General features: G+C 46.2%; 23 protein-coding genes and 2 pseudogenes. 8 read left to right on the top strand and 17 right to left on the bottom strand.

Annotation, left to right across the window (positions count from 1 at the left end; translation table 11 throughout):
- The first annotated feature begins 91 nt into the window (after positions 1 to 91).
- Entirely contained in the window at positions 92 to 562 is a 471-nt protein-coding gene (locus tag KT99_RS07050; protein ID WP_005498395.1) for an RNA recognition motif domain-containing protein, read from the top strand.
- A 41-nt stretch (positions 563 to 603) separates the two neighbouring features.
- Here the strand turns inward: KT99_RS07050 and murI are convergent.
- Positions 604 to 1,463 (bottom strand): annotated as a pseudogene (gene murI, locus KT99_RS07045) (glutamate racemase).
- A 191-nt stretch (positions 1,464 to 1,654) separates the two neighbouring features.
- Here murI and trmA point away from each other — a divergent pair.
- The gene (gene trmA, locus KT99_RS07040; protein ID WP_005498392.1) at positions 1,655 to 2,752 is read left to right on the top strand and encodes a tRNA (uridine(54)-C5)-methyltransferase TrmA; all 1,098 of its coding nucleotides are present in this window, start codon (positions 1,655 to 1,657) and stop codon (positions 2,750 to 2,752) included.
- A gap of 132 nt (positions 2,753 to 2,884) precedes the next feature.
- Here trmA and fabR read toward each other — a convergent pair whose 3' ends face one another.
- Positions 2,885 to 3,502 (bottom strand): HTH-type transcriptional repressor FabR, encoded by a 618-nt coding sequence (fabR, locus tag KT99_RS07035; RefSeq protein ID WP_005498390.1) that lies wholly within the window; start codon positions 3,500 to 3,502, stop codon positions 2,885 to 2,887.
- A 151-nt stretch (positions 3,503 to 3,653) separates the two neighbouring features.
- Between fabR and KT99_RS07030 the strand changes: the two genes are divergently transcribed.
- The 3 genes from KT99_RS07030 to mnmH all read left to right on the top strand — a co-directional run bounded on the left by KT99_RS07030 (position 3,654) and on the right by mnmH (position 7,109).
- Positions 3,654 to 4,760, top strand: coding sequence for an acyl-CoA desaturase (locus KT99_RS07030; RefSeq protein WP_005498388.1), 1,107 nt, complete (start codon positions 3,654 to 3,656; stop codon positions 4,758 to 4,760).
- Positions 4,761 to 4,959: 199 nt separating this feature from the next.
- A complete protein-coding gene (gene selD / locus KT99_RS07025; protein WP_005498386.1) occupies positions 4,960 to 6,000 on the top strand; it encodes a selenide, water dikinase SelD in 1,041 nt (346 codons plus the stop codon).
- Positions 6,000 to 7,109, top strand: coding sequence for a tRNA 2-selenouridine(34) synthase MnmH (gene mnmH / locus KT99_RS07020; protein ID WP_005498384.1), 1,110 nt, complete (start codon positions 6,000 to 6,002; stop codon positions 7,107 to 7,109). The genes selD and mnmH overlap by 1 nt, the downstream gene beginning before the upstream one ends.
- A gap of 35 nt (positions 7,110 to 7,144) precedes the next feature.
- Here mnmH and KT99_RS07015 read toward each other — a convergent pair whose 3' ends face one another.
- The 3 genes from KT99_RS07015 to nudE all read right to left on the bottom strand — a co-directional run bounded on the left by KT99_RS07015 (position 7,145) and on the right by nudE (position 10,444).
- A complete protein-coding gene (locus tag KT99_RS07015; protein ID WP_005498382.1) occupies positions 7,145 to 8,917 on the bottom strand; it encodes an MFS transporter in 1,773 nt (590 codons plus the stop codon).
- Positions 8,918 to 9,014: 97 nt separating this feature from the next.
- Positions 9,015 to 9,830 (bottom strand): 3'(2'),5'-bisphosphate nucleotidase CysQ, encoded by an 816-nt coding sequence (gene cysQ / locus KT99_RS07010; protein ID WP_040571689.1) that lies wholly within the window; start codon positions 9,828 to 9,830, stop codon positions 9,015 to 9,017.
- Between the two features lie 68 nt (positions 9,831 to 9,898).
- Positions 9,899 to 10,444, bottom strand: a complete 546-nt coding sequence (gene nudE, locus KT99_RS07005; RefSeq protein WP_005498378.1) for an ADP compounds hydrolase NudE — start codon at positions 10,442 to 10,444, stop codon at positions 9,899 to 9,901.
- Between the two features lie 78 nt (positions 10,445 to 10,522).
- Here nudE and KT99_RS22760 point away from each other — a divergent pair.
- Positions 10,523 to 10,835, top strand: a pseudogene (locus KT99_RS22760) (HAD family hydrolase); the annotation flags it as partial.
- On the opposite strand, the gene KT99_RS07000 reads toward KT99_RS22760, so the two are convergent.
- The 12 genes from KT99_RS07000 to gspC form a co-directional block, all read right to left on the bottom strand.
- A complete protein-coding gene (locus KT99_RS07000; RefSeq protein ID WP_005498377.1) occupies positions 10,803 to 11,564 on the bottom strand; it encodes a type II secretion system protein N in 762 nt (253 codons plus the stop codon). The pseudogene KT99_RS22760 and the gene KT99_RS07000 sit on opposite strands and share 33 nt — an antisense overlap.
- 26 nt (positions 11,565 to 11,590) lie before the next feature.
- Positions 11,591 to 12,067 carry a type II secretion system protein M gene (locus KT99_RS06995; protein ID WP_005498375.1) on the bottom strand — a complete coding sequence of 159 codons (477 nt, stop codon included), beginning with the start codon at positions 12,065 to 12,067 and terminating at the stop codon, positions 11,591 to 11,593.
- A gap of 1 nt (position 12,068) precedes the next feature.
- The gene (gene gspL / locus KT99_RS06990; protein ID WP_005498373.1) at positions 12,069 to 13,262 is read right to left on the bottom strand and encodes a type II secretion system protein GspL; all 1,194 of its coding nucleotides are present in this window, start codon (positions 13,260 to 13,262) and stop codon (positions 12,069 to 12,071) included.
- A gap of 97 nt (positions 13,263 to 13,359) precedes the next feature.
- Entirely contained in the window at positions 13,360 to 14,361 is a 1,002-nt protein-coding gene (gene gspK, locus KT99_RS06985; RefSeq protein WP_005498372.1) for a type II secretion system minor pseudopilin GspK, read from the bottom strand.
- A gap of 80 nt (positions 14,362 to 14,441) precedes the next feature.
- Positions 14,442 to 15,083: a type II secretion system minor pseudopilin GspJ gene (gspJ, locus tag KT99_RS06980; protein WP_332370241.1), complete on the bottom strand. Its 642-nt coding sequence runs from the start codon at positions 15,081 to 15,083 to the stop codon at positions 14,442 to 14,444.
- The gene (gspI, locus tag KT99_RS06975; protein ID WP_005498367.1) at positions 15,064 to 15,465 is read right to left on the bottom strand and encodes a type II secretion system minor pseudopilin GspI; all 402 of its coding nucleotides are present in this window, start codon (positions 15,463 to 15,465) and stop codon (positions 15,064 to 15,066) included. Before gspI ends, gspJ begins: the two co-directional genes overlap by 20 nt.
- Positions 15,443 to 16,039: a type II secretion system minor pseudopilin GspH gene (gspH, locus tag KT99_RS06970; RefSeq protein WP_005498365.1), complete on the bottom strand. Its 597-nt coding sequence runs from the start codon at positions 16,037 to 16,039 to the stop codon at positions 15,443 to 15,445. Before gspH ends, gspI begins: the two co-directional genes overlap by 23 nt.
- Positions 16,040 to 16,156: 117 nt before the next feature.
- Positions 16,157 to 16,591: a type II secretion system major pseudopilin GspG gene (gene gspG, locus KT99_RS06965; RefSeq protein ID WP_005498364.1), complete on the bottom strand. Its 435-nt coding sequence runs from the start codon at positions 16,589 to 16,591 to the stop codon at positions 16,157 to 16,159.
- A gap of 107 nt (positions 16,592 to 16,698) precedes the next feature.
- Entirely contained in the window at positions 16,699 to 17,922 is a 1,224-nt protein-coding gene (gene gspF / locus KT99_RS06960) for a type II secretion system inner membrane protein GspF (RefSeq protein WP_005498363.1), read from the bottom strand.
- Positions 17,923 to 17,995: 73 nt separating this feature from the next.
- Positions 17,996 to 19,567, bottom strand: coding sequence for a type II secretion system ATPase GspE (gspE, locus tag KT99_RS06955; protein ID WP_005498361.1), 1,572 nt, complete (start codon positions 19,565 to 19,567; stop codon positions 17,996 to 17,998).
- Positions 19,560 to 21,695, bottom strand: coding sequence for a type II secretion system secretin GspD (gspD, locus tag KT99_RS06950; RefSeq protein ID WP_005498359.1), 2,136 nt, complete (start codon positions 21,693 to 21,695; stop codon positions 19,560 to 19,562). The genes gspE and gspD overlap by 8 nt, the downstream gene beginning before the upstream one ends.
- Before the next feature lie 100 nt (positions 21,696 to 21,795).
- Positions 21,796 to 22,704, bottom strand: a complete 909-nt coding sequence (gspC, locus tag KT99_RS06945; RefSeq protein ID WP_005498357.1) for a type II secretion system protein GspC — start codon at positions 22,702 to 22,704, stop codon at positions 21,796 to 21,798.
- 271 nt (positions 22,705 to 22,975) lie between these two features.
- On the opposite strand from gspC, the gene hslR reads away from it, so the two are divergent.
- Together hslR and hslO are read left to right on the top strand one after the other, a co-directional pair.
- On the top strand, positions 22,976 to 23,374 hold the full coding sequence (hslR, locus tag KT99_RS06940; RefSeq protein WP_005498355.1) for a ribosome-associated heat shock protein Hsp15: 399 nt from the start codon (positions 22,976 to 22,978) through the stop codon (positions 23,372 to 23,374).
- Between the two features lie 109 nt (positions 23,375 to 23,483).
- Positions 23,484 to 24,347: an Hsp33 family molecular chaperone HslO gene (gene hslO / locus KT99_RS06935; RefSeq protein ID WP_005498354.1), complete on the top strand. Its 864-nt coding sequence runs from the start codon at positions 23,484 to 23,486 to the stop codon at positions 24,345 to 24,347.
- Positions 24,348 to 24,532: the final 185 nt, after the last annotated feature.

Here is a 24,532-nt window from a genome sequence, read left to right as displayed (position 1 = left end):
TTTTTTCGGCATGGACTAGTGTAATGCTAAATAATTCATTACCATATACCTGCTATTAACAGTATTTATCAATTCTTCAGAGATCATATTTATGCAAAAGCCATTTCTTATTGTTTTGATTATCGCCATCCTTGGCGCAGTAGCGATTCATTTTGTCGCTCCCGAGTTAAACGCTGCAGTCGCTTTCTTTACTGGTGCCATTATTGCTAGCGTTATCTTTTCCCTAAAAGGCCAATCAACAGAAGCCGGTGATAATGCCGCAAGTGTTGAACAATACACAGGTCCAACAATGACTCTTTATGTAGGTAATCTTCCTTACCGTGTACATGAAGGCGAAGTAAAAGAGTTATTTGGTAAGTATGGCCCGGTAAACTCAGTCAGATTAGTACGTGATCGCAAGACTGGACGTCGTAAAGGTTTCGGTTTCATCGAGATGTCGGAAGCTGGCGCGCAGAAAGCCATGTCTAAGTTAAATGAGTTTGACTTCCAGGAACGTACCTTAAAAGTCAGAGAAGCTAAATCTCAAGATTCAGATAAGAGCGAACGTAACGAAAACGCCTAAAGCTTAGGCGGCAGGATATTAGCCAGTTTGTATGCTAAATTCTATTCTGAGTGACTCACTCTAAAGGATTTAGATAAACCAAACTTGGCTAATGTCTTTTTCAGACCTTGCCCTATTTCTTCAGAGGTATAATAGGCTAGCCCAGTTCCATAAAGCATATTTTTACTTTCTTGCTCCACCCTTTCCCTGATCACATCTCTGCACTCATTATCTTGCTTAGCCAACACCCATTCCTGCTGAGTCTGAAGTTTCAAGGTTAATACTCGTGCCGCAACCGCCTTACCAGAATCTAGCAGTGATACCCTATCCCCTAAGTATTCTTGCATCTCCTGTTTAAGTATAGGGAAGTGGGTACAACCCAAAACTAAAGTATCGAGCTCACTTTCAAGAATCGGACTTAGAATTTGTGCCAACTCTTGCTGAGTCACCGGATCACCAGCGGCCTTCTGTTCCGCTAGCATGACCAGTTCCGATGTGGCATACAGCTCGACCGAGCACCCACTGGCAAATTGAGCGATTAACTCATGAGTATAAGCACGCTTTATCGTGCCAGGAGTTGCAAGCAAGCCTATGTGTTTGTTTCGAGATAAAAGAGCAGCGGGCTTGATTGCCGGCACCACGCCAACAACGGGAATATTGAGTACCGCCCTCAATGATGGCAATATGAGCGTGCTGGCAGTGTTGCAGGCTATGACCACCATGGATACTGACTGTTTTTGAACGAAATCAGTAATGAGCGCGACGCAGCCTGAAATCAGTTCCTGTTCAGCTAACTCACCGTAAGGTAAGCGAGCATTGTCGAACAAGTATATATAGCTCTCATTAGGCAGTGCTTGTCTATTTCATCAAGAATAGTTAAACCACCAATTCCTGAATCGAAAACGAGTATAGGTTTAGACAAGACACTTCTCCATTAACTTACGTGACCTTACTAGCAATAGCCCTTACATTCTATATTGCTACTACTTAGATGATTTAGAGGGGTAAAATGCAATTTTCACACAAGATTCTATAAATCGAAAGCCAGAAACTGGACATATCACTCATCTAGTATAATAATTCCGCCCCAAATTAAACCAAGGTGATCAATAAATGAATTTAGCAGCAATGGATCCTAAGACCTATGATGCGCAACTCGAAAAAAAGCGCATCAAGCTGGAACAGATATTCACAGACTTTGATACGCCAAGGTTAGAAGTCTTTGGCTCTGAAACAGCCCATTATCGTATGCGCTGTGAATTCCGCATCTGGCATGACGGTGACGACATGTATTACTACATGTTCGATAAAGCGCTAGACAGTAAGGTTCGTTGTGACCAATTTCTTCCTGCGAGCAGCTTGATCAACGAGATGATGCCCGCCTTAATCGAAGAGTTAAAGCCTAACACCATACTAAGACATAGATTATTTCAAATCGACTTTCTCTCTACTCTCAGTGGCGAGATCTTAGTTTCCTTACTTTACCATAAGCAACTGGATCAGCAGTGGGAAGTAGAGGCTAAGGTCCTTAAAGAGAAACTAGCATCTAGATTCAAGGTTAACTTGATCGGTAGAGCCCGAAAACAGAAACTCATTTTCGATAAAGATTTCGTGGTTGAAAGCCTAAACGTGAACGGTGAGCAGCTTCACTATCATCAAATTGAAAATAGCTTCACTCAGCCCAATGGCAAGGTCGCGGTAAAAATGCTCGAATGGGCAATAGATGTCACCAAAAACAGCACGGGTGATCTGTTAGAGCTATATTGTGGTAATGGCAATTTTTCTATCGCTTTAGCGCAAAACTTCGATCGGGTTCTCGCCACTGAGCTGGCGAAACCTTCGGTTCAGTCGGCGCAATACAATATCGAAATCAACAAGATCGACAACTTGCAGATCATACGTATGTCTGCAGAAGACTTCACCGATGCAATGGCTAAGAAGAGAAGTTTTAGACGCTTGGAAGGGATAGATCTAGACAGTTATAATTGTAATACCATCTTCGTTGACCCACCACGAGCAGGATTAGATTCAAATACCGTCAAGCTAGTGCAAGGCTATGAGCGTATCGTATACATATCTTGCAACCCTAACACCTTGACTGAAAACTTAGCCGAGCTGACCAAGACACACAATATTACTCGCTTCGCCTTGTTCGACCAGTTCCCATATACAGACCATATGGAATCAGGTGTACTATTAGAGAAGAAGTAAACTAAGAACAATTCTCAGTTAACTTCACAAATGATAAAGGGCCTAATACCATTCCATATAAGTATCTGGTCAGTTCAGATACTTACTCGGAATGGTATCAATAGGCCCTTTTATTTTCAAGCCAGCTCACTGCTATCTTCTATCCAACTTCTGTTGTAAAGCTTCCGAGCCCTTGGCCACCATGCGTAACTGAATAACTAATCTATCGGCAAGTACTTTTCTATCGACTCGCTTCATATCCAATGCCGCCGCTCCGGCATTAAAAACCAAAGTGACTAAGGCTTCGGCTTGAGCCCTGGCAAGTTCAGGGGTTCTATTTGCCGTGGCCTCGGTATAATGCGTCAACTCGGAAATAAAATGCTCTATCTCACGAGCTACCGCCGCTCTAAAGGGAGCCGATGTGCCAGAACGCTCATGCAATAAGATTCTAAACACATTCGGATTAGACTCTAGCACTTCCATAAAGGTATCGACTGAGATACGAATAACACTACCGCCAGCTTCGGCTCGCTGCCGTCCCTTACGCATCATCTGCCTGAGTGTTAAGCCACCTTCATCGACCATGGTCAAGCCTAGCTCATTCATATCTTTAAAATGTCTATAGAAAGAGGTTGGCGCTATTTTTGCCTCGCGAGCGACTTTCCGCAAACTTAGACTCGAAAAACTACGCTCAGCATTGAGTTGATTAAATGCTGCATCGACTAACGCCCTGCGCGTCTTCTCTTTCTGCTGTGCTCTTACACCCGTCATGGTGGATCCGAAACTTAAGTATTATCCGGTGATAATACATTTTTTGACACTAAAACACAGCCCCTAACGAGTGTTTCCGACTTGACCAAAACCGTTTTGCAAGCTAAATTAGCGTACAGGTGTACGCTCAAAGTTGAACTGGATAAGAATAATGAAAAAACCCCCGCTAATTTGGAACAACATAGCCTTCTTTTTGATCACCTTCCTGGGGGCCGCCATACTCGTTCCCTGGTACGGCATGACACAGGGCTACGGCTTAACTGAATGGCTTGCTTTCATCGGTTTCGCTTTTGCCAGTGGCTTGTCGATTACCGCGGGCTATCACCGTCTTTGGTCTCACAAAACCTATAAAGCCAAGGCTCCGGTTCGCTTCCTGTTTGCATTGGGCGGCGCGCTAGCACTACAGAACAGCGCGCTTCACTGGTCTTCGGATCACAGAGTGCATCATAAGCATGTCGATAATAATGAAAAAGATCCTTATTCGGCTAAGATGGGATTCTGGTACAGCCACATAGGCTGGATGCTGAGGGAATATCATGCTCAGCTTTATCATGATTACAAGAATGTTCGCGATCTGCAGAATGACAAGATAGTGATGTGGCAACACAAATACTATCTACCTTTGGTTATTTTGATGAACATAGGTTTACCCGCACTTTTAGGCTGGCTCAATGGCGACATTCTGGCAATGCTACTCATGGCAGGCCTGTTAAGGCTGGTTGTTGTGCAACACTGTACCTTCTTTATCAACTCACTGGCCCATGTATGGGGAATCCAGCCATACACGGATAAGAACACGGCGCGGGATAATGGCTTTATCGCTCTGCTTACCTATGGTGAAGGCTATCATAACTTCCATCATATCTTCGAAAATGACTATCGTAACGGCATACATTGGTGGAACTACGATCCAACCAAGTGGCTAATCAACTCACTCTATTGGTGTGGACTAGCAACAGATCTGCGGGTCACTCCCCAGGAGAGAATAGAGAGTGCCAAACTCAAGATGCAACTGCAGCGCACCCAAGATCGCGTCTCGACACTCAGTAACTGCGATGAAGTGTTAGACAAGCTGCAGGCAGAATACGAGATATTAAAATCTCATCTAGCTGATTATTATCAAGCTAAAAAGGAGCTGCTCGAAGCGAAGCGCAAACAGTTAGCCAGCAAGCAATTAGCGCAGCAAGTCAATGAGATGAAACAACGTTTCATTTTACAGCATAGGAACTGGAAGCTACTCACCGCGACTTACGCTTAGTTCTGTTATAAAACGGCTCGATAACATCTCTATCGAGCCGTTATTTTTACAGAGGATTCATCTGCTAGCTTACTTATAAATTATCTCTATTCCCCCAGTTCTCCTCACCGCCTTCATTCCAGAGCACTGCTAATTGAAGTAGCAAGACGATAGGTCTATCATGAGCGCCTAATTACCTTCTCAAGGGACTTTTGAGTTCATGTCAAAATCTACAATCAAACTTACCGAGTACAGCCATGGTGCAGGATGTGGATGTAAAATCTCACCAAAAGTTCTAGGTACTATATTAGCTTCTCAGCTTCCGGTGTTCGAAGATCCCAATCTATTAGTGGGCAACCAAACTCGGGATGATGCCGCCGTTTATAAGCTCAATGAAGAAACCGGCATCATCAGCACCACAGATTTCTTCATGCCCATCGTCGATGATCCCTTCACCTTCGGCCGAATCGCCGCAACTAATGCTATCAGCGATATCTATGCCATGGGCGGCACACCTATGATGGCCATCGCAATTTTAGGCTGGCCGGTGAATACCTTACCGGCAGAAGTGGCTCAGCAAGTTGTCGATGGCGGGCGCCAAGCCTGTGCAGACGCCGGCATCATGTTGGCCGGTGGTCATAGTATCGACTCTCCAGAGCCCATTTTCGGGCTCGCAGTGACCGGGCAGATCCAGCTAGCCGAACTTAAGCAAAATGATACGGCGCAAGCTGGCGACAAGCTTTATCTGACTAAGCCCTTAGGCATAGGCATCTTAACTACGGCCCAGAAGCAGAAGAAAATTGCGCCTGAAGATATCAACATTGCCGTCGATGCCATGTGCGAACTGAATATATTAGGCCCGGCAATCGCAAAAATTTCCGGTGTTAACGCCATGACAGATGTCACAGGGTTTGGACTTGCCGGGCATCTGATCGAGATGTGTCTGGGAGCAAAACTCAATGCACAAATCCAAGTTTCGGCTTTACCACTATTAACTAAGGCGAAAACCTATCTTGAGATGGGTTGTATACCGGGTGGAACACACAGAAACTACGAGAGCTACAGCGAACACCTGCCAACACTTACAGATGAGCAGAAAGGCATTATCTGTGATCCTCAGACCAGCGGCGGTTTACTCATCTCGGTAGCGGCTAATGCCGAGCAAGAGCTGATTAGCTTGCTAGCCAAGAATAATGTGCCGACTAAATGTATTGGTACTATGACCAATGCATCACAAGCTCAGCTCGTGGAACTCATCTAATGAGCAAACATCTAGTCCCTAAGAGCGCTTACAGAGAGATCATGTTATCGAGTCATCCTATGATGGATGTCAGGGCACCGCTCGAATTTAACAAGGGCGCGTTCCTAAGCAGTACTAACCTGCCGTTGATGCAAGATAGCGAACGACAGAAGGTAGGTACTTGCTACAAGAAAAATGGTCAGGAAGCGGCCATACAACTCGGGCACTCGCTGATTAAAGGTAAAATAAAGCAGCAGAGACTAGATGCTTGGCTGGATTATTTTGCGAAAAACCCACATGCATACCTGTATTGCTTTCGCGGCGGCCTAAGATCCCAACTTACTCAACAATGGCTTAAAGAGGCTGGCTTGGAGATCCCCTATGTAGAGGGTGGTTATAAGGCTATGCGCCAGTATCTTATCGATGTCATCGATGAAGCCCCTCAGCAGCAACCGGTATTGATTCTCAGTGGTATCACTGGCAGCGGTAAAACTGACTTCTTAGTCAAGCGTTCCGAGTCCGTCGATCTGGAAGGCATAGCCCATCACAGGGGATCGAGTTTCGGGCGTTACCATGAGCCCCAACCGACCCAGATCAATTTTGAAAATCATTTGGCAGTGGAACTATTAAGACATCAGCAAAGAGAAGAGCGCTGTTTAGTCTTAGAGGATGAAAGCTTTCTCATCGGTCGTTCTGCGATACCTAAGACATTTTACAGCGCCATGCAAACGGCGCAGATGTTAGTGTTAGAGGAATCCAATGAAGATAGACATGCCAGATTATTGGATGAATACGTCCATAAGATGCATTCAGGCTACATAGAACGTCTAGGTGAAGAGGCTGGCTGGGTCGCGTTCTCAGAATACTTGAGCCTAAGCATCACAGGTATTAAGAAGCGACTCGGTGGCCAGTTACATGATGAGTTTCAGTCCATCATTACCAACGCACTGAAAATTCAACAACAAACGAGCAGTACAGAGGCTCACCTCGAGTGGATATCTATGCTACTCGACAAATATTACGACCCTATGTATCAGTATCAATTGGACAAGAAACGAGATCGAGTGTTATTTAAGGGCTCGCATCAGGCAATGCATGAATGGTTAGACGAGTATTCGGCTCGCACATAAGCTTAATGTTCAAGCCTCGCCGTTGTCACATACCTCTAGTCATTTTCTAGAGGTATGTTTATTCTTTGGCTTAACACCACGCCGACTCTTCTACTCGATGCCATCTTATCTACACTTTTGTCTCCTCTGGGATGCAAAGGCTGCAATGAGATGCTCAGCCTAGGTACAGACCCAAGCAATCCCTCTAGTTTATCGCTAACATCCAGATGATCATTTATACACAGATAAACCAGCTCGTCATTAGCTAATGCCTTAGCTATGCCCTGGATATACTCCAAGTTCCTCTCATCAAACTCCCCTTGTTTACCCGATACCGCTTCCAATACATTTCCCGATGTTCTTAACACCTTGGCCAGAAACCCCGTGCCTAGAGGCTGTCTCAATATAAAACATATTGGTCGTATAGAAAGGCTCTGTATCAGAAACAGATCTTTCGCTGAACTTGATGACCCAGTTAATACTGCTCCTCCACGTTTAGGTAAAGTATCACCTTGAGCCACAGAGAGTGGATGTATGAACCTAGCCAAGAGATAAGTTACCAGCCTCAATCTCAGCTCAGCTAGTCTGATAAACAGCAGGGCTCCAACCACTACATTTGCTAGGGCGAGCACCAAGAACAAGTGCAATATACTCCCACCCAGAGGGCCCAAGAAGATGATGGCGAAGATTGCTGACATCACCATAAACAGTGCATTCATTATGTTATTGGCCGCAATGGCCTGAGCACACTCCCCCTCCTTGGTCCTCGCCTGAATAAATGCATACAAGGGCACGATAAATAGACCACCACTGACCCCAACCATGAATAGGTCAAACATGAGCCGGTAATGTTGAGACTCGCCAATGAAGCTGCTGGCAGTATAAACATCGACAGGATTTAAGTCCGGTACAGCCCAATAGAGGTCGATACCGAAAATGGTCAAACCTAGCAAACCGAAGGGCAAAAGGCCTAGCTCGACTTGCTTGAATGACAGGCGATCACATAAAAATGATCCCGCCGCTATACCGATAGAAAACAAGGATAACAACAAGGAAACCACTGTGGCTCCTGCATGCAAGTGTAACTTAGCAAAATTGGGAAACTGAGTAAGATACGTAGCACCAAGAAACCAAAACCAACTAATGGCAAGCACAGCCATCCATATCGAAGGCGTTCGCCTGGCTTTATTAAGGCTGGCTATCGAACCGGAAAAAGGAGTGAACCTTAATTTTTTAGGTTTAAAGCTTAGGGGGATCGATGGGATAAAGCGACTCGAGATATAGCCAACAGATGCTAAAAAAACGACGGTTATCGCGGCTAACGTGTTGGTATAATCACTGGCAACGATCAGACCAGCGACTATGGTGCCAGTCAAGATTGAGATGAAGGTACCCATCTCTACCCAAGCATTGCCCCTAACCAACTCATTATCCTTCAACACCATAGGTAGAAGTGAATATTTTACCGGGCCAAAGAAAGCCGATTGTGTCCCCATCAGAAAGAGCAATACCAGCATGATCAAGTAGCTTTGGCTAACGATTGCCGCCGCACCACAGCACATGATGATCACCTCTAACAACTTGAGGCGTCGAATTAATATCGCTTTATCGATATTGTCGGCGATCAGACCTGCGTGAGCAGAAAAAAGAAAGAAGGGAAGAATAAACAAACCGGCGGCGAGATTCACAAATAAATTTACATCGATAGGCAGACTAGCAAGTTGAGAATAGGTGACCAAGAGTAATAAGATATTTTTATAGACATTGTCGTTCAACGCACCTAGACACTGAGTAATAAAATAGGGCAGGAAACGTCGAGTCAAAATCATAAAATCTAGCCTCTTATCTATTATTATAAGCTATCATTTTGCTAATCCTGCACTTAAAGAACAGGCCATCATTGATCGCCTGTTTAACTATATTAGTTTAGCACTCAGCAGTTAGCAGAACGTCCCAGGCTAAGTGGGGAGAACCAACCACAATAAAGTTAGGGTTTTCTAAAGATTCTCGTTCATTATAACTCAGGGGCTGAAGCTCAATATCCATGATCTGCCCGCCAGCCTCTTCAACAATGATCTGAGCTGCTCCTGTGTCCCACTCACCCGTTGGCCCTATACGAACATAACAATCGGCTTTTCCTTCTGCCACCAGGCAGCTCTTTAAAGCGGCTCCACCGAGTACAATCAATTCGCAATGTTTGGTATTGCTAAATAACTTAAGTACCGACTGCGGGTCTTGGCGTCGGCTAACGGCTAACTTTAGCGACGGTTCCCGATCGGCAGGCAATTGACGACTCATGATCCTGACCTCTGATTGGCCATCACGTTTATAGGCTCCCAGTCCAGCAATGGCGTAGTAACATACCTCAGTCATAGGCACATACACTATCCCCATGATAGGCCGATTATGCTCTACCAGGGCGATAATCACAGAGAAGTCACCACTGCCCGCGATAAACTCCCCGGTGCCATCTAAGGGGTCTACCAACCAATAACGTTGCCAGTCCTTGCGCTCAGAGAAAGGAATATGCGCATCTTCCTCGGAAAGCACCGGAATATCGGGAGTCAAGGCTTGTAATGCGGCGGTGATAATATCATGAGCGGCAATATCTGCCGAAGTCACTGGCGTGTTATCAGACTTCATCTCTTTTTCAAAAGTCCCTTCAAGATAGATATCACGTATCTTTATTCCCGCTTCAACAGCAATATCAATTACTTGTTCTATGTACTCTTCTGGCTTCATAACTGCTCCAACAGCCGACTCACACATACACATAAGAAAAAATCTTCTTATAATTATGTTTTAAACACTTATAGTTTTAGATATTTTCGAGCTAAAAACAAGGCGCTTACGCTCCTAGACTCTGAAAAATCTTCCTGCTCAAGCAAAGATTGCCAATTATCCAGCGGCCAGGGAACCATCTCGATAGGCTCAGGCTCATCTCCTTCCAGAACGCTCTCATAAAGATCTTCGGCAATAAAAATCTGCATTTTACTGGAGAAATAACCAGGAGCCAGACTCAACTCCATCAGATGGGTCAGCTTTCTTGCCCCAAAACCTATCTCTTCCTGCAGCTCACGATTAGCCGCTTCATGTGCCTCCTCACCGGGATCGATTAAACCTTTCGGAAAACCGAGCTCGTACGTATGAGTACCAGCGGCATATTCGCGCCCCAGTAATAGAGTATCCCCATTGAGCACAGGCACCACCATCACAGCACCACGATTATTTCCCTTCATCCGCTCATACTGTCGCTCGACCTGATTGGAAAATTTGAGGTTTATCTGCTCGATTTTAAACAAGCGGCTTTGCGCAATAATCTCTGAACCTAGAATTTCCGGTTTCTTGTGCTTCATAGGAGTCCCTGAGCCAAATGATAAGTGCTTAACAGTACAATCTTACTATCCTATTTTTAATCTACAACCAGAAACTTCGTTGATTATTGGCAAAGAGAATTACGGCTCGATATCATGGTGCTGCACAAAACCTTAGTCGATAGGATTCAGTTAAGACAGGACAGCATGCCATTCCTGTCCGCCCTAGGTGCGCAAAAAAGTCTCGCATCCAGGTCACCAATGCCCACCACAAGAGCTTGTCCCTGAACATTGAACATACTGAACTGGCTGCATGGCTAGACCATATGCTCTCCAGCCATGAACTGGTTATCCGAAAGAGCATCTACACTTCTGGCAACACCTCTTCTTGCAGTTCCAGTTAAAGTCCGGGAATCCGGCCTTGGTAACTGATTGGATAGTAACCTTGGCTATCTTTCTTACCCAGGAAAGCCAATGCCTTCTTCAGATCTTCGGGCTGTGAAGCTGTCTCTTTTATCTTAGCGCTGAGCTGTACCACTTTCTCAGCCTGCAGCACCAGAGTTCCACTGAAACCGAGCTGATTCATGGTCTCATCTGATTTCACTTTCACATTGCCATCGACACAGCTCAGGCCTAGCTCTATGTCTCCAAGAGGATAGTCGCCGAACTGATTTTTTACACCGACACTATTAATAAACAGCTTACCATTTAACTGTTCACACCAGGGAGCCCCTTGCTCAAGACGATCGATAAACAAGCTGATATCGCCACCGATTTTCGTGCTGAAGGGTAAGCGATTATTGCCTAACAGGAAGCTAATAGGCGCCTCGAATCTCAGGCCTTCGGCATCGATTCCACTCATGGTAAAAATAAATAATCCCTTACCGTTAACCGCCGAGCCTCGATTACCAATAACCAGATCTATCTCAGCCTGACCCAGCAACAAAGCCCAGGGGCTCAACTGCCACTGAACCTGCTCTAATTGCCTATTTTGTATTGTTACCGACTCGATACTTCCCGACCATATTGAGCCAGAAACACCACTCAAGTTGATATTATTAGGCAGAGGCGCCAGCTTTATCACCACACTTGCAGGTAACAAGGCCAGCAAAAATACCAGATAGATGCACACGCCGATAATAATCTTTTTAGTTAAATTCACTACTACACCTTAATAAAAAACAATCATTACTGCGACAATTGAATACGACGAACACGCACTAAACCTAACGTATCAGACTCTGCCAAATCTATGCTTTCTAAGGATAGTCCCTTCTCTTGTACCAGTTCGTTGAGGTAGCCGAGTAAGGCATCGAAAGGGACATCATCCATCCAGATTTGAATTTTCTTACCCTGAGGCTGCATACGAGTGATCTCCAGGCCAAACGCCCCCGCACTCTGATTCACTACGGCACTGAGACTCCCCCTGAAACTGGCTTTATTACCACTCTCTTTGAGACCGGCTATCTTATTCGCCGTCTGCTTAACAAAGTTAAGGGTACTCTGTTGTGCCTGTAGGCCTTTTTCTGCCTCAATTTCCGCATTAGATATCGGTGTCCAGATCCCCCAATAGAGAAAACCAATAATGAGAAATACTCCACAGACGCTGACGAGCTGCTTCTCACGTAAGATAAGACCGTTCCACCACACTTTCACATTTTCCATTTTACTTACTCCTTAAGGTCAATGTGCTAGTAACTGAATCTTCACCGCTGTTCATCGCACCTGAGTCGACCCTATATGAGCGAGCAACAATCTCCTTAAACTGCTCCACTTGGGCATAGCTCTTGGCCGTCACCTGCATACGCAGCTCATTGCGGGCACTATCGAAACGTAATGAAGTTGGCTTTAACTGAGGCACCTGAGTAAATGCCTCCTCTAAGCCTTCGAGCATCGAGAAGAATTCACTTCCGCCTCCGCTGCCCTGCATGCTCCTGAGATGTCTGTCCATTTGAGACCTAAGGTTTACTATGCGTGAGGTTCCTGGTACAGCTTGCTTAAAAATAGTCTCACTCTGCTGCCGCAGACGCGCCTGCTCGGTATTCATTTGATGGATGTTGAGCCCTTTATTCACCATGGATAGCACCAAGGCAACCATAATGACAATCGCAGTATTTCGCCAAATTTGTATATATTTGCCATATTCACGTTTAGGCCTATAACTGCCAGACAGTAAGTTAATCGGCGCCGATAAGATCCCTTTAGCCAACACTAACATAGGCAGTTCGAGTTCTTGTGCCTGAATCTGAGTACCGGCTAAATTCAGCTCACTGTAACCAGCGACGGTGACCGGAGCATCGTTATCCGCAGGAAGTAGCCTTGGTAAAGCCATATTCAACCAGTCTTCACTCAGGCTCACACCGCTTCCGGCGCCTGTTCTGAGTATATATTCCTGATTAAATTTCATTGCCGCCCATTGGCACTGCTGCAGAGGTAATGCCAAACAATCGGGTACGATACGCTTCGGCTTTAAATCCGCATCACTTAGCCAAGCTAACCAGGTTTGCATCTGCTCATGGGCAACCACAGCCACGCTGAGATGCTCGCCCTCGCGAGGGCCAGTGACAAAATGCAGATCATCAACATTTTCTGCTAGGTTCTCTTCCAACATGAAAGGCAATGCTTGGATCGCCTGACGTTGCCCCTTCTCGGGCAACTCTACTTGTGCCAAAGTTATCGCCGACGAAGGAACCAGGACATCGACGGGACGATTGCCAGCTCTCTCTGTCAGGCTAGCCAATGCCTGGGCATTTTTAAGCTCACCAGAACCTATAATCCCCTGATCCTGCTCAGACCAAACCAGCCAAGAGCAAGTTTGCTCCTGACTTGTTCCTAAGCGGATTAATAGTCTTTCACTCAAATCTCTTCTCCACTAACTTCATCCCTCACCCAAACGGGTTCAGACAAGGTTATGTTATTTTTATTATACTCACCGACGATACCCAGTACTGAGCAGATTATTTCTGCCCGCCAAATTGACGCGTCAATACCTCTATATTGCTACCATTCATTTTCAATACACTCTCTAGCCTGAAGGTAGCATTTTCAACTTTAGCCACCGCCTCCAACTTGAAGTATTTCGAAGTGACGGCAAAACTTGATTTTAAAGCTGCATCCGCAGTCATCAGGCTGGCAATAGAAGAGATCTCGGTAAATTCCTCAGTCTTCTCAAATCCGCCCCCGGGGCGCTGATTGATGATGCTTTCAGCCTCCCCCACAGAAATCTTATTATCAAACATGCCGGCAAGCAGCGCGGCCTGCTCAACCTTGATGGTATTCACATTCAATACCTGTTTATGATTACCCGGTATCACACAGATATAAGGCAGTAACTTGAGATAGATATCTTGTGTATATCCCAACACGGCCCTTAACTCACTACGATGATTCATCAAGGTATTAGCCGCACGATAGGGTACGTTACGGGATTCATAATCTGCATCTTCGGCGCCAAATGGGCTGGCCGCAGCATCCTCATCGATATAATCTTTTAGGGTATGGGTGAGCCGCTCGGCACCGAAATCATCCATGCCCAATGCAACCAGTAAACCTTTATATTGCACCGCAGCCAGTGGTAATTTAGGTTGGCCATTATTTCCGGCTCCCTTTTTACTTGCGACCGACAAGGCATTGAGGTTGAAGCAAGACTGTAGATCTGAAATTGTGCCGCCGATCTCGCCATTTTCTGCGGGAAATACCACATCGGCCTGGGCCCAATATTGCTGTAGATGTACCGTATCATCCGCGTCTTCGAAATCTTGCTTGAGTACTTTTTTAGCTAACTCTTCGGCGGAGATGGCGTACCAGAACGCCTGATCATACTCGGTCAAATTGAGGGTGCGACGCACCGTTAGCTGATTACGACTATTAATGTTGGTAGCGATAATCGCCACCATGGCGACGATCAGCAGCACCACAATAAGTGCGACGCCGCGCTGTTTAGCTGGAAACGGATTCACAAGCTTATCGCCCAGGTTAATGACTCGTCCACCTCATCATGGGCTAATTGAGCCTTAACCATTAAATTTTCAACCATGAGTTACCCACCGCTATTATTTGAAGCTACTGGCGCGCCTACAGGCAGTAAGAATTTACGTTGGATTTTGCCTAGGCCCTCTAATTCGATTTCCATGGCTATCGCTTTAGGCAACTTAACGCCATCGACCTTTCTTTCCCACTTATCTTCCATAAAGAAGGAGTACTGCACCGATATAACCCCTCGCATCACTATAGTTTTAATCGGATCGGCGCCAAATTCTGGCTCAGGGTATGGGTAATACCAACGCTCGAGGGCACCATCTCTGACCACGTAGGCCACCGACTGTATGCTGCCACGGGGTAAAATCCCATCCGGGTTGAGCCAACCCAGGCGGAAGAAGACCAAAGCCTCAGATTCAGAATCCAAAATATCGGATCCGCTTTGAAATACTGTGCTGCCGCGACCACCTTCCAGTAATCTTGGCGTTCTAGCCACCATCTGGCCTAAGTCACGCGCTAATGCACCAAAGCCTTGCTGCATTGCCTTTAACTTAGTGGAAAACTCTTTGGTGACTTCATCGTTTTTAATCACCGTACTCAATACCGCATTTGCCGCCAAGCCGATCATGGCGAAAATAGCGATAGCGATCAACATCTCGAGTAAGGTGAAGCCCCCACTAGGTCTATTCCGGATTGAATACATAACTGTTCACCTGGGCGACAATGCGTTTATAACGAGCATCATTGCTGACACTGACACGTATCATGCGGAATTTGTCATCTGACGTTTTTACTATCTCTTTACGCCAATACCAATCACGGCCGGCAAGCTCCATTTCACCCTCTTTCTTGCCAATAGCAGGAAACTTAACTTCCAATCTGGCATCGACCATCACATTATCAGCCACCCATTGGGCATAGGTACGCTCTTCTAAGATGGGCATGTTGGCGATTTGATCTCCCAGGCTCTTAGTTATAGATACAGCCGCAATGGAAAACACCGCCAGAGCCACTATGACCTCCAATAAGGTCATGCCTTTGGCTTTGGCGCTCTTGATGCCATTAGTGCCCATAGTCACCGCCATCGAACTCATCGCCTCTCCCCAGAGTTAAACGTCCGAGCGAATCACCAACCACTAACGCTGCTATTTCGTTACCTTGGTCATCTTCACTCAAAAATGTCATCTCGAAAGCACTCATCTCACCACTTGGAAATAACAAGATCTGCGGCTCAGGAAACTTCTTTTTTTCCGCTTCGGTCTTCTCGTCTATGAAGGGATCATCGAACCAGGAATCTGGCTCTTCATCTTCCTGCACCAGAGGTAGACCATCCAGAACCAGGCTTATCTCAACCCCATTTTTCATCTGCCGTTCGGCCAGAATACGATCTCCATCTAATGACTTCCATTTACCCTCATCGTAGAAGACATATTTATAACTGGTCTTTTCGATCACGATACCGATGAAGTGACCACTGAACACAGTCTCATCGAGTACCATCTCGGTAGCAGTCATAAACTGCAGAGCAGTCCTCTCGAGTTCTTTCTTACCATCGGCGCCGCCCATAGTCATGGTCACCGCCGAGGCTGCCAAACCCATTAAGAGCACCACTAAGAGCACTTCCATTAAGGTGAACCCTTGCTGGCGTAATTGCTTCATCGGCTAACCCCATAGAGAGAGAAAGCTGGAATATGCTGGCATATCCACGATGGACTCAAAGATTTCATATGATTATCAATTCAGATTCTTGATTAAAATGACCAGTAACTTCAGTACTTACTGGAAGTTCTGTAGATTCCAGTTACCGATATCATCATCTGTTCCCGCTTGGCCATCTGGACCCGTGCTGAAAATATCAAGCTTGCCATTTTCACCCGGGCTCAGCAGCAAGTAATCATTTCGCCATGGATCTTGTGGTAAACGCTTCACATAGCCATCTTCACGATAGTTACGCGGCTCAGGTGAACTATTGGGTTTTTGTACTAAGGCATCCAGACCCTGTTCGGTCGTTGGATAGATGCTGTTGTCCAAACGATACATGTCTAAGGCATTCTCTAAGGCGACGATATCTGAAATCGCTTTCTGTTGATCGGCCTTATCCTTGTTGCCCATTAAGTTGGGAACAACCATAGAAGCCAGAATCCCTAAAATCACGATAACCACCATCACTTCGAGTAGGGTGAAACCTTTCTGCTTATTTCTTGTTTGCATGAACAACATCCTCTTTAAAACGCTCTGAACCTCTAGTTAGGCTCAGAGAAAATGAATAACGAAACACTTATTTTACTGATAACACGATTGTACGATGAATCCTAACCTTAACCACTAACCATATTATTTAGCTCTAGGATTGGTTGCAGAATAGCCAAAACGATAAATAACACTACGGTAGCCATGCTGACGACCAGCATAGGCTCAAATATCCCCAGTGCTATGGTGACATTAGACTCGAATTCTCTGTCCTGATTATCCGCAGCTCGTTCAAGCATCTGCTCTAGCTGGCCACTCTTCTCACCCGAGGCGATCATATAGAGCATCATAGGCGGAAAAAGTTTCGTATTCGTCAATGCTGTACCTAAACTGGTGCCTTCACGTACTCGCGCCGTTGCTTCTTCTACCGCAGCCTTGACCTTTACATTAATCAACACCTCGCTGGCAATTCGCATCGCATCGAGTAATGGCACAGAGCTCGCCGCTAAGATACTCAAGGTTCTGGCAAAACGTGCCGTGTTGAGTCCCTTACTTATCTTGCTAATAACGGGTAACTTAAGGAGTAAGGAATCAAATTTCATGCGGTATTCAGGTTTAGTCAGTAGACGTTTAAACAGCACAAATCCGCCGACCATCACACCTAAGACAAGCAGCCCATAGTCTCTGACAAAGTCTGACGAAGCGATCAGTAATTGAGTCGTCCAGGGCAGCTGCTGGCCCATATGTTCGAATTGGCCAACGACCTGAGGTACTACCGCCGCCAATAGAATCGCGATAACACCTATGGCAACAACGGTTAATACTAGGGGATAGATCATCGCCTGGGTCATCTTGCTTTTCAGTTGCTGTCTACGCTCGGTGTAATCGGCCAAACGGTTAAGCACCACCTCGAGATGACCAGACTTTTCTCCCGATGCCACCATGGCACGATAGAGATCATCGAAGATATGGGGAAACTCGGCCATAGAATCGGCCAAGCTATAACCTTCGACCACACGAGAGCGCACCGCCATGATCATGCTGGCCAGACGATCTTTCTCGCACTGCTGACCGACCGCTTGTAACACTTCCTCTACCGGTAACCCCGCCGCAACCAGAGTGGCGATTTGACGCGTGATGAGCGCAAGTTCTGCCACGGATATACCGCGCTGAAATAGACTCTTGCCTGCGGATTTAGCCTTAGCTTCTTTCTCGAGAACCGGCTTGATTTCTAACGGCATCAAGCGTTGTTCTCTGAGCTGGCCACGGGCATGACGAGCGGTATCCGCCTCGATCACGCCTTTCTGCTGTTTTCCTTGTTTATCTAACGCCTTATATTCAAATGCAGGCATAGAAAACCTCCACACCTTTGCATAGCGGCCTAGCTAATTTATTTAACAACAAATACTCAAATACAGGCATGAATTATTCCTCGCGAGTAACGCGTAACACCTCTTCGAGGGTAGTTTTTCCGGCCAGCACCTTACTCATACCATCATGACGAATGCTCGGTGTGGTTTGACGAATAAGCTTTTCGATGGCCAATTCACCACGTCCGGTATGGATAAGTTCACGTACTTCGTCGGTGACGATGAGCAGTTCATGGATACCCGTTCTACCGCGATAACCATTATTGCCACAAGACTTACAGCCTTCGGCGCGATAAATGACTCTTTGATCGTCTTCACTCATACCCAGTAATTTACGTTCACTCTGATCCGGCACATGTTCAGACTTACACTCGATACATAAGGTACGGATTAGACGTTGGGCCAGCACGCCCAACAGACTCGATGAAACAAGGAAAGGCTCCACGCCCATATCCTGTAATCGAGTGATAGAACCCGATGCGGTATTGGTATGCAGCGTCGATAACACCATGTGACCCGTTAATGATGCTTGAACGGCAATCTGCGCCGTTTCCAAGTCGCGGATCTCTCCTATCATCACCACGTCGGGATCTTGTCGTAGAATGGCGCGCAGTCCACGAGCAAAGGTCATATCAATCTTAGTATTTACCTGAGTCTGACCAACCCCCTCTAGTTCATATTCGATAGGATCTTCAACCGTAAGAATATTTGTCTCTTTCGAGTTCAGCGTGCTCAGGCCCGCATATAGAGTGGTGCTCTTACCCGACCCCGTTGGCCCGGTCACTAAGATAATACCATGGGGTTTGCGGATCAGTTCATCGAATTGAAGACGTATCAGCTCTGTCATACCCAGTTGAATGAGGTCTAAGTTACCGGTATTTTTATCCAACAGGCGCAAAACCACACGCTCACCGTGACTCGACGGCATAGTCGACACACGCACATCGACGGCGCGGCCACCAATTCGCAGTGAGATCCGGCCATCTTGAGGAACACGCTTCTCGGCGATATCCAGACGTGCCATCACCTTGATACGTGAAACCAGTAAAGATGAAAGTTTACGATTGGGCTTGAGCACCTCCTTCAACATGCCATCGACCCGGAAGCGAATAATCAGCTGCTTCTCATAGGTCTCGATATGAATATCTGAGGCTTCCTCTTTGATCGCTTCCGATAACAGGGCGTTGATCAACTTGATAATAGGCGCATCGTCATCGCCCTCGAGCAGGTCCTCTGTTTGAGGCAACTCTTCGGCTAATGTATACAAGTCCATCTCATTGCCAATATTTTCCATCAGCTGCTGTGCCTCGGAAGAGTTAGCCTGGTAAGCCTGAGTCAATCTAGCCTCAAACTCAGCCGGAACCAGCTGCACTAAGGGCAATTCACGCCCCGTATAGCGTCTGACTTCGAGCAGAGCAGCCAGGGGAGTTGCGGCGGTATGATACAAGGTCAAAGCTCCATCGACACAGGTATCGATCACCACATCGAAACGATGAGAGAAAGCGAAGGGTAAGCGTTCTCTACTATCGGAACGAAACTCCTCGTCACTGTCATTTTCAGCGTCTTGCCTAATCTCGTCAGAAACTAAAGTCAACTCATCACTCTGAGGGGGTTGAGTATTACTCATCGGCATGATCTTCCGTATCCAGAGACTTGTCTTTTTCTTTGCTCTCGGAGATGCTCTTAAGGGCAGGGTCTGTCTCGCGCATTCTAGTCTCCAGACCTTTACCCTCTTTATAACGCTCCAGAATATCTCTAACCTCAGGTGGCAGATATTCGGACTGATTCCATTCCTCGAGTATTGGCACATTGGTATTCGGCATCAGGTTAATGCCACGCTGTTGCTGCTCTAACTGTAACGCACGGAAGTAATTGTACTTACGACCCGCTATGCCTTCCATGATGATGCCATCACGAATAATGGTTGCCTTGATGAATATCATCAGGTTCTTCTTCTTCTTGCTGCTCGATGAAGACCTAAACAGATGGCCGATAATCGGCAGATCACCGAGGAAAGGCACCTTCTGCACACTCTCCTGTACCTCCTCGGAGATAAGACCACCCAAGACGACGATCTGCCCCGAGTCCACCATCACAGTGGTCGTCAAACGGCGAGTCGCGAAGGTGACATCGACGGAAGTCTTACCATTGATACCTGAGACTTCCTGCTCGATAGTCAGTTTAACTGAGGTACCTTCGTTGATCTGTGGGATCACTTTCAACTTGACCCCCACCTCTCTACGCTCGACGGTAGTAAAAGGATTACTATTGCCGTTACTCGAGCTCTGACTACCGGTTAAGATAGGCACCTCGTCACCGACGATGAATGTGGCTTCCTGGTTATCAAGAGTCGTGATAGAAGGTGTCGCCAGTATATTAGACCTAGTATCACTGGATATCGCCTGGATCAGGGCACCAAAGTCTCCCATGGCAACCCCCCAGGCCATACCGTTAATCTTGCCTAATGCTTGGGCCAAAATGGTAATATCACCTGGAGTATCTGGATTCTTGGTACATGTCTGCGTATCGCCAGAGCCTGTACAAGTCTGTGACGCCTTCTGATCTTGCGCTAACCAGACACCGGCACCAACCTCACCTATGGTCGGGCCTAAGTTATTAAACTGAGTCATGCCGCCAGCCGCTGTCGCCCATTGGATACCGAAGCCAACATCGTCACCCTCGGCCACTTCGACGATGATCGCTTCGACCAATACCTGAGCACGACGAATATCCAGCTGGTTAATCACGCTATCTATGGTGCGCATCTGATCTGGCTGCGCGGTGATCACCAGGGCGTTCGTTTCGGCATGGGCCATGATATTGATATCTTTACGGCGCTTGCCGCCACTCGACTTACCACCATCTTGATCGCTGGACAGATGATCGGCAAAACCCATCAATACTTCAACAAGATCTTCGGCATTGGCATATTTCAGATAACGCACCTTAGTATTACCTGTACTAGCCTGCTCCGCATCTAACTTCTTGATCAGTTCGACCACACGTTGACGGCCCTTCTCGTCACCGCTGACAATCACGGCATTCATGCGTTCATCGGCAACCACCTTAGGAACTTGGCCCGACCGAGACTTGTTACCCGTGACACGATTTAAGGTCTCGATAATACGCACGATCTCACCCGCTGATGCAAATTTCAGTGGTATCACCTGCACTTCGGTATCGCCTTGCTTATCGACGCGGCGAACTATTTCTACCAGCTTATTGACCACGGCCGCGCGGCCGGAAATCATCAAGACATTGGCGGGATCATAATTAACCACGTTACCGCCACCGGCATTATCATTGAGCTGACGCAGCAGGGGGGCGAGTTGTTTCGCTTCGGTGTTATATAAGGCGACGATACGAGTCACCATCTCATCGCCGACACCGGGAGCATCGTCATCGGCGACACGAATCGATGCTGTTTTAGCATCCTTATCCTTGATCACCTTGATGATGTTGTTATCCATCTCCACGACGGCATAACCATAGACCTGAAGCACATTGAGGAAGAATTGATAATATTGCTCATCATCGAGAAGATCATAGCTGCGGACATTGATCTTACCGCGAACCGTGGGATCGACAATAATGGTACGCTGCAGATTTTTACCAACGATATTGATAAACTCCTGAATATCAGTCCCTTTAAAATTAGCCGCATACTGCTCAGACCAAGCAAGTTGAGGAGCTAAAAGAGAGGCTCCCATCACAAGCCCTGCAATTAATTTTCTTCGAAAACTCTTCTTATTCATTATGTTACTTCCCATAAACCCATTAGTTCGCCCATAAGGCTCAAACAAATACTGATGAGGTGTGAGGACCAGGAATTAGTCTCACCCTCAAATTTTTTAGTTATTCCGGCAAACTGAACATGATCTCAATTAGCTGCCCGTCTCTTTCGACCATAAGAGATATTTCAGTTAATTCAGCTAACTGAGCCATCACTTCCATCGACTGGCTCATTGAGGTGAGATCATAACCGTTTATAGACTTAGCAAGATCGTTGGCTTTAAATCCTGCCCGGTTAAACAGTTCCCTGTCCTTACCCGGATTCAAACGGTAACCACGCAACTCACCGTTACGGCGAACGGGAGATATGGATATGAAATCGGTAATTTTACTCGGATCGGCCAACAACTCCTCACGAGAGCGTTTAATCTCTTCGGCCACCTGCTTATTTTTACGCTGATCTATCTTCCTCACCGACTTGGCTCGTTGAAGCTGCTTATTGGCCTGACCGTTAGTTTCATATTTTAGACCATCGAGCATTAACGTTTCATAACGACCCGAATTGGTAATGATGATGCGATCGACATAGACCTCTTTAAGTGATGCAGATGTTCCTTTAATCTTATCCCCTAAACTATAAGTATTCTGGGAGCCGCTTGAGGCAATAATCGCTAAACCATTCTGCTGTATGGTCGAGGCGACCACGCCCGTTAACTGAATAGATAGGGAGGTTTTAGGTGCATCAGTGACCATCTCGACTAGCGTCTCAACCTTAGGCTTAGAGGCATTGGCATCCAACCTACCAAAAATCGCTAATTTTTGCAGTTCGCCGATATTCACATTGCTCCTAGCACTACTGCTGACAGGCGTTGGACGCCAGGTTTGAGATCCATCCGATACAGGGATGAGTTTCCAGGTGATCTGAGCTAATAGGTAAATAACAAGCACGAGAACAAGCCAAAAAGTAGCTGAACTCAAAGGCTTATGTGGTATACCTGCGGCCTTGGCAATAACTTTATCTAATAAATCCATATTTATGTGGACCCTCTATACAGGTCTCTGTTCTGATTATGATAATTTAGCAAATTCTGACTCATGCTAACCTACACTGTAGAGCGCAACAAGCTTATAACCGCCGCATAATTGGCTACAATCGGCTAATTATGTTAACTTTACACGCCTTCAAACGGTGTGAAGCCGATCGCGATCTTAGGTGATTAGCGACTTTTAAAAACATTTTATTACCCAGCATGTGACCTCATCCACCTTTAAATAGCAACTAGTGTTACGCCACGGAGACTCAATGACCAAGTCCCTCGACCCCACAAGCTCGATCCGACTGGATAAGTGGCTTTGGGCCGCCCGCTTTTATAAGACACGCGCCATCGCTAAAGAGATGATCAATGGCGGCAAAGTTCATTATAACGGCCAACGAACCAAGTCGAGTAAAATGGCGGAGTTAGATGCTGTAATAAAATTAAGACAAGGATATGACGAAAAAGAAATAGTCATTAAAAAACTGTCTGAACAGCGACAAAAAGCCATTTTTGCGCAAACTTTATACCAGGAAACCTCAGATAGCATAGCTAAGCGAGAGACATATGCCGAAGCAAGGCGGTTGAATGTACTCAACAATCCCGCACCGGATCATAAACCAGACAAGAAGCAGCGACGCCAGCTCATTCGCTTTAAAGCAGGCTAATGCACTTTAAATCGACCTAAGCGTTGAAAAAATGGCCTTCAGGCACCATATATCTATTTAATTGACGCCGATAATTCGGCTTCAGAAGTAATGTAATTGTGAGATTGAGATGAGTAAAGATAATTTACACCGCTACCTATTTGAAAATGCAGACGTTCGTGGCGAATTAGTACAACTCGAGAAGAGTTATCAAGAGATTTTATCTGCCCACAAATATCCAGTACGGCTGCAGCACCTTCTAGGTGAGCTTATGGCGGCAACATCTCTTCTTACCGCGACACTGAAATTCGATGGTGATATCGGTGTACAACTTCAGGGTGACGGTGCGGTCTCACTTGCCGTTATCAATGGTAACAACCTACAACAACTACGTGGTGTGGCTCGCTGGAATGGTGACTTGCAGCAAGACGCCGATCTGCAGCAACTATTCGGCGATAAAGGCCATATGGTTATTACCCTTACGCCTACCGATGGTGAGCGTTATCAAGGTGTCGTAGCACTAGATAAGAGCAGCTTAGCCGCCTGCCTCGAAGAATACTTTGCTCAGTCTGAGCAATTGCCAACTTCGATCAATCTATTTGCCAACGGCCAACAAGCAGCTGGCATCTTGTTGCAAGTACTGCCGAGCAAAGGTGATCATAACGTCGAGTTTGAGCATTTAGAGCAACTGACTGCCACGGTAAAGGCAGAAGAACTTTTTGATCTTGAAGCTGAAGAGATACTTCATCGTCTCTACCATCAAGAAGAGGTACGTCTTTTTGACCCGATCCAAGTCACGTTCTCCTGTACCTGCTCGAAAGAACGCAGTGCTCAGGCTATTCGCACAGTCGCTAAAGCAGAAATTGATGCCATCATGGCCGAGCTAGGTAAAGTTGACATGGGCTGTGAGTATTGCAATACCAACTACAGCTTCGACTCCATCGATATCCAAGCTATCTTCAGCGATGCACAGGCTCCCGCAGCTAAGCAGTAATACAGTTTAAATGAAAAGAGGATGCCTGTGAGCGTCCTCTTTTTTTTGCCAAAAAAGTGATCTTCCTCACATATTCATTTCTGCTTAAGTTACAATCGAGTTGCAGCGCATTAAGACGCATATTTGTACAAGAATTATTTAAAGTAAAATAAAAAGCCGACAAAGAACGGCACCGAAATTCCGAC

Source organism: Shewanella benthica KT99 (assembly GCF_000172075.1).
Taxonomy (GTDB): domain Bacteria; phylum Pseudomonadota; class Gammaproteobacteria; order Enterobacterales; family Shewanellaceae; genus Shewanella; species Shewanella benthica_A.
Note: the sequence above shows the minus strand (reverse complement) of the source record. Positions and strands in the feature narration are given on the sequence as shown.